Origin of the sequence: Colwellia sp., from assembly GCF_013215345.1 — a bacterium.
Taxonomy (GTDB): Bacteria; Pseudomonadota; Gammaproteobacteria; order Enterobacterales; family Alteromonadaceae; genus Colwellia.
Map to the genome: position 1 here is coordinate 1 of NZ_JABSOV010000194.1, position 4835 is coordinate 4835.

6 protein-coding genes are annotated in these 4835 nt (G+C 36.8%); 4 read left to right on the plus strand and 2 right to left on the minus strand.

All coding sequences use genetic code 11. The annotated features are described in order from the left end of the window. Nucleotides 1-98 precede the first annotated feature (98 nt). The 4 genes from HRT50_RS17815 (at nt 99) to HRT50_RS17830 (ending at nt 3223) form a co-directional block, all read left to right on the plus strand. On the plus strand, nt 99-260 hold the full coding sequence (locus HRT50_RS17815) for a hypothetical protein (RefSeq protein WP_291616996.1): 162 nt from the start codon (nt 99-101) through the stop codon (nt 258-260). 517 nt (nt 261-777) lie between these two features. Next, nucleotides 778-1014, plus strand: a complete 237-nt coding sequence (locus HRT50_RS17820) for a hypothetical protein (protein WP_291616998.1) — start codon at nt 778-780, stop codon at nt 1012-1014. Between the two features lie 22 nt (nt 1015-1036). Then, nucleotides 1037-1546, plus strand: a complete 510-nt coding sequence (locus HRT50_RS17825; protein ID WP_291616999.1) for a hypothetical protein — start codon at nt 1037-1039, stop codon at nt 1544-1546. An 849-nt stretch (nt 1547-2395) separates the two neighbouring features. Next, nucleotides 2396-3223, plus strand: a complete 828-nt coding sequence (locus HRT50_RS17830; RefSeq protein WP_291617001.1) for a class II glutamine amidotransferase — start codon at nt 2396-2398, stop codon at nt 3221-3223. A 36-nt stretch (nt 3224-3259) separates the two neighbouring features. Here the strand turns inward: HRT50_RS17830 and rlmF are convergent, their stop codons facing one another. After that, on the minus strand, nt 3260-4165 hold the full coding sequence (rlmF, locus tag HRT50_RS17835) for a 23S rRNA (adenine(1618)-N(6))-methyltransferase RlmF (protein ID WP_291617003.1): 906 nt from the start codon (nt 4163-4165) through the stop codon (nt 3260-3262). Between the two features lie 44 nt (nt 4166-4209). Further along, on the minus strand, nt 4210-4692 hold the full coding sequence (locus HRT50_RS17840; protein ID WP_291617004.1) for a DUF2947 domain-containing protein: 483 nt from the start codon (nt 4690-4692) through the stop codon (nt 4210-4212). Nucleotides 4693-4835 lie beyond the last annotated feature (143 nt).

A 4835-nucleotide genomic window follows, 5' to 3' on the forward strand; every position in this document is an offset into this window, starting at 1 on the left:
GACTTTGTTGTGTTCATTTAATTAATTGGCCACCAACAACAATCAAACGCACTAATAATTCATTAACTAGTTAAGTTATCTCGCTTATAACTGAAGAGTTGCAACCGCAAGACTTTACCACTGACTTTGCCCGTGAATTGATTTATTGCCTTTACAACCGTGGCTCAAAACAACAGGCAGGGGTTGTACGCAGTGATTTAATATCTATGTGCATATATGCCATCGACTTTGATAACTCTCCTGAGCAATTAAAAAAATAAAATCGTTATGGCTTAACAAATAATCCCATTCGAAATATTAGTTTTTAGGTACCTAAAATGCCAGTGTTTCCCCGCGCGACTTTATGCGAACATGCAAAACGTTAATGGGCGCGGGGATTATCAGTAACGAAATACGAGATATATTGCAGCAACATGATAAATCGGACGTATCTGCGATTCATTATGATAGATATAACTAGATAAATGAGAAGCGCGCAGCCCTGAATACGAGGATAGCCATTTTTAATGGAAAGGGTAATAAATAAAAAATCATAACAAATGCAATAACATAGAGAGGCTTAACACGACAGGAGTACTTCATTCAATAGCGCGTAATGCCTTGTAATGTTTTTATTCGTAACAAAGCGTTACAGTTTTCCCTGTTGTATTTGTTTTTTAAAGTGTACCAGGTCAAATGTACTGGTTTCATTTACAGTTAATAATTGAAGGGCTCTGATAAAACCTGGAAATTATTAACTGTCTTTTTTTAACTTTAAATTTTAAGGGTTCAATCATAATGGAATTATCCGGTGTGAATAGCAGTAAACTTCAAAGTTCTGAAAAAACTTCAACGACAAAAAAAGCAGACACAATCGTAACACCTGAGCATGGTGGCGGTGGTGTATATGTTCCTCCCAAAGTTAATGATTCAGTGACAATAAGCGCTGAAGCTTCAAAAGCGCTAAATGATGATCAGGTTAAGTCTTTTCATGGTGGCGGCGGCGTATACGTTCCACCAAAGAAAGGTAACTAAGCATAAGCAAGGACTTTAATGAATGTACTTCGATTTACTTAACAACCCCGATACCGTAAAGCTAATAGACTTTTTAGTAATGTTAGGTTTTATCGGTGTATTTGTTTTAAGTTATAAAAACTGGCGGGTTAATCCATCGGTTTTTATTTGTGGTATTATTCTTTTTAGCTGCTTTGTGGTTGCAAATAATACCTTTGAATATTTCTGGCTGACTGATAATACTCAACCAGACTATAACTTCTATCTACGCTGGCTTGAGTATGATGTATTAGCAATAATTTCTATCATTACTGTACACTTAGTTACTAGAGTTAAATTTCACAAAGCTACATTCGCAATCATGTATTTACTTGCTATTAATACGATTACATATTTAGCAATGCATATTGATATTATGGTGTTAGAAAACCGAGAAAGTTGGTGGTTATGGACCTGGTATACACCAAGTACTTTATTGGTTGAATTATCAATAATAATAACTTTAGCAACCATATCGATTTTAGAAATTAGAAAGCAGGTTATAGCGGGGTAGGGATAAAAATAGAAAAGATATTTTTATTTGAAAAGGAAACTAAGTATGCTCATTCTAATGTGATGCACCGGAAGAATTTTAACTTGAAATACAGCCAAATGGTAAAATCGCTTAACTAGCACGTTCACTACCTACAGCTTTGGCTGTAAGGTCAAGCTAATCAATTCAAATCAAGCAAACTAAGTTGTTTATGCCTAGGCAGTCTCTTAAGAAAAGCAGCAGCCACTTGTGCATTAGTCATTTTCGGTAGGTTCAAGTAATGATAAAAACCTATCGTAACCCGAAAGTTTGAGCCACATTCTTTGCTATTGCTACACGAACAATACAAATGTGTAACGTGCGTGCTTTGCTTTTCTCTTGAAATTACATACGCTTTTTTTGACGGCTAGGACAATTTACGCGAGCCATAATCAACACCAAACCAATAAAAGATAACTGTGATTATATACAGTCACAGAATTCTGCAATAATAATCTCTCAACACTCAAAGCATAGAAAAATTCACTCCTCTTCGCCTCCCGATTTCGTGCAAAAAACAGACGTATGTGACGTTGGGTATTTCACTAATGGATTGTCTGTATTAAGGTGCTTTGCCGTCAGTTAGCTCTTACGCTGTTAATGCACATACTTGGTTGGCCGTACTATTATCACAAGCCGCTGTTTTCACTATCCAAAATGCAGTGCAGTTAAGTTATCTAATGACTTAAAGCCAATAACAGCTTAATATAAATAAAAGCTAAACGGATTTTTGATCTGTTTAGCTTTTTATTTTCTATACGGCCTCTGCCGGTATAAAATCTGCTTATATTTTTTTTGTATGTGTTTGATAATTTAAGGTTTATTTTATTTATGTGTGAGCTCTTAGCGATGAGTGCCAATGTACCAACAGATATCTGTTTTAGTTTTAGTGGTTTAATGCAACGAGGTGGTAATACCGGGCCGCACAGAGATGGTTGGGGAGTGACGTTTTATGAAGGTAAGGGCTGTCGTAGCTTTAAAGATCCTATGCCAAGTGCACATTCCCCTATTGCGGAGCTGGTTACTAAATACCCGATGAAAAGTGAGGCGGTAGTCTGTCATATTAGACAAGCTAATTCAGGTGAGGTCTGCCTTGAAAATACCCACCCATTTGTTCGACAAATGTGGGGGAAGAATTGGACCTATGCTCATAATGGTCAATTAAAAGATTTTGCTAGTGAACTACCTATTGAATTTCACTTACCTATTGGCACAACAGACAGTGAACATGCTTTTTGTTGGATACTTGATCAATTGCACTTAAAGTTCGGCGCTAAGCAAGTTGCGGCTAAAACCTTGTTTGCTTTTGTTGCCTCACTGGCGGCAAAAATCGATAGTCTTGGCGTTGGCAACATTATTATTACCGATGGTGAATACTTGTTCGCTTATTGCTCTAATAATTTACATTGGCTTACCCGTAAAGCTCCTTTTGGTCAAGCAAGCCTTATAGACGCGGAAATGGCGGTGGACTTTAAAAAAGAAACCACTAACAATGATGTTGTTACCGTTATTGCCACCAAACCACTGACAGATGATGAGACCTGGCATAAAATGGTACCAGGTCAATGGCAGTTATTTTGTTTAGGAGAGCTAGTTGCAGGTGATATCACTAGTGCTGGTGTTAGTGCAGATATTCGTACTGATGAAGAAAGTGGTTAATAGATAGGGTTAATAACATGCAGCTTTACTCTTTTTTTAGCTAACATCATAGAAACTCCATGCGATAAAGCGACTGATTTTTTGTCCTTGAGCCATGTTAATGACTTTAACTTGGCTTGCTTGGGCTTTTTTTAAGCTGAGCTTTAGCTTCGATATATGATCTTTTTTCGAGACCAGACAAGTAAACCAAAGTACCTGTTTTTGATAAGCCTTACTCTCTTTAATCATTTTACCAATGAAAGCTAATTCGCCACCGGGGCACCAAAGCTCAGCTTTTTGTCCTCCAAAATTTAGTTGTTTGCTTTGCGCTTTAGCAGGAGTCTTCGCTTTATTCAAATTTTGCCACTTTCGGCTAGTGCCTTGGCTAGCTTCAGCTAAAGAACGATGAAATGGCGGATTACATAGGGTTAAATGATAAAATTCATTCTCAGCAATAATACCATTAAAGATATGATTGCTATCTTCTTGTAAACGACAGGTAATCGCTTTATCGAGCGTCTTATCAGCAGAGACTATCTGCTTGGCAACTTTTATAGAAATAGGGTCAACATCTGAAGCGACAAAGTGCCAACCATATACTCTTTGCCCTAGCAGGGGATAAATGCAACTTGCCCCTGTGCCTATATCAAGCACCTTCACCTGTTTTTCATCACCTTTAAGTGCTTTAGGCGTCGTCGCAAGTAAGTCATGCAGATGGTGAATATAGTCTACTCTTCCTGGGATTGCAGGGCATAGATAGCCCTCAGGTATGTCCCAAAAATTAATGTTATAGTCACTTTTTAATAATGAAAAATTCAGGGCTTTAATAGCCAAAGGATTTGAAAAATCTATAGTATCTTGATTATTATATTTATTTTTTATAATAAAAGGCGATAATTTAGTATTAGCTTTCACCAATGCCTTAAAATTATAACCCTGTATATGTCGATTTTTTTTATGCAAAGTAGCACCGTTAGAATAAAAAGATGATTTGAATAGCGGCTTGCTTAATTACTACTTGGCTTTTGGCCAATTTTAAAATAGCCATTACTGGTAAATTGTACGACCTGTTGGCGTTTTTTACCCAAGAGAATAGGACCATCATCCATAAACAAAAAGTTTTTCCAACAACGCTTGAATATCAACCAGTTTGTTTCTATTACATTGTCTCGTGAGCTACAGTAATAGACTACGGTATTTTGATCCCAGTCCAGATGCTTTTCGATTAGCTCAGGTAGGGCTTGTTCATTACTGTCCCAAAGACCTTCCCATTTTCCTTGCTCTAACCAGTTGCTTTTATCAGTAGGCCAATCGCCTTTTTTGAAAAAGTCGGGGTGATCTACTTGGCGAGAAATAAAGGTATCCCATACAATATTGGCGCGTTCAATATTCATAGGTTTTATTTTTGCTAGGTCAGATTCTACAATAGGTAAACTTTTATGCTTGAAAATCCAAGCATTTTTTAAACTCTCTAGGGGCAGGTAATTCATTAATATCGCTCAAAAAGGAAAACAAGGTAATTATACCCAGCAATTGCCAAATAAAAAAGCGCTACATAACCTCAACTCTGGTTAATGAATGTTTGATACTTGCAAAGTAACTATTAATATCAATTGGTTGCAATACCAATAAA

Excerpts from the sequence above, each read along its gene's own strand:
- HRT50_RS17820 (WP_291616998.1), top strand. The coding sequence starts at position 778 with ATGGAATTATCCGGTGTGAATAGCAGTAAACTTCAAAGTTCTGAAAAA.
- HRT50_RS17825 (WP_291616999.1), top strand. The coding sequence starts at position 1,037 with ATGTACTTCGATTTACTTAACAACCCCGATACCGTAAAGCTAATAGAC.
- HRT50_RS17830 (WP_291617001.1), top strand. The coding sequence starts at position 2,396 with ATGTGTGAGCTCTTAGCGATGAGTGCCAATGTACCAACAGATATCTGT.
- HRT50_RS17840 (WP_291617004.1), bottom strand. The coding sequence starts at position 4,692 with ATGAATTACCTGCCCCTAGAGAGTTTAAAAAATGCTTGGATTTTCAAG.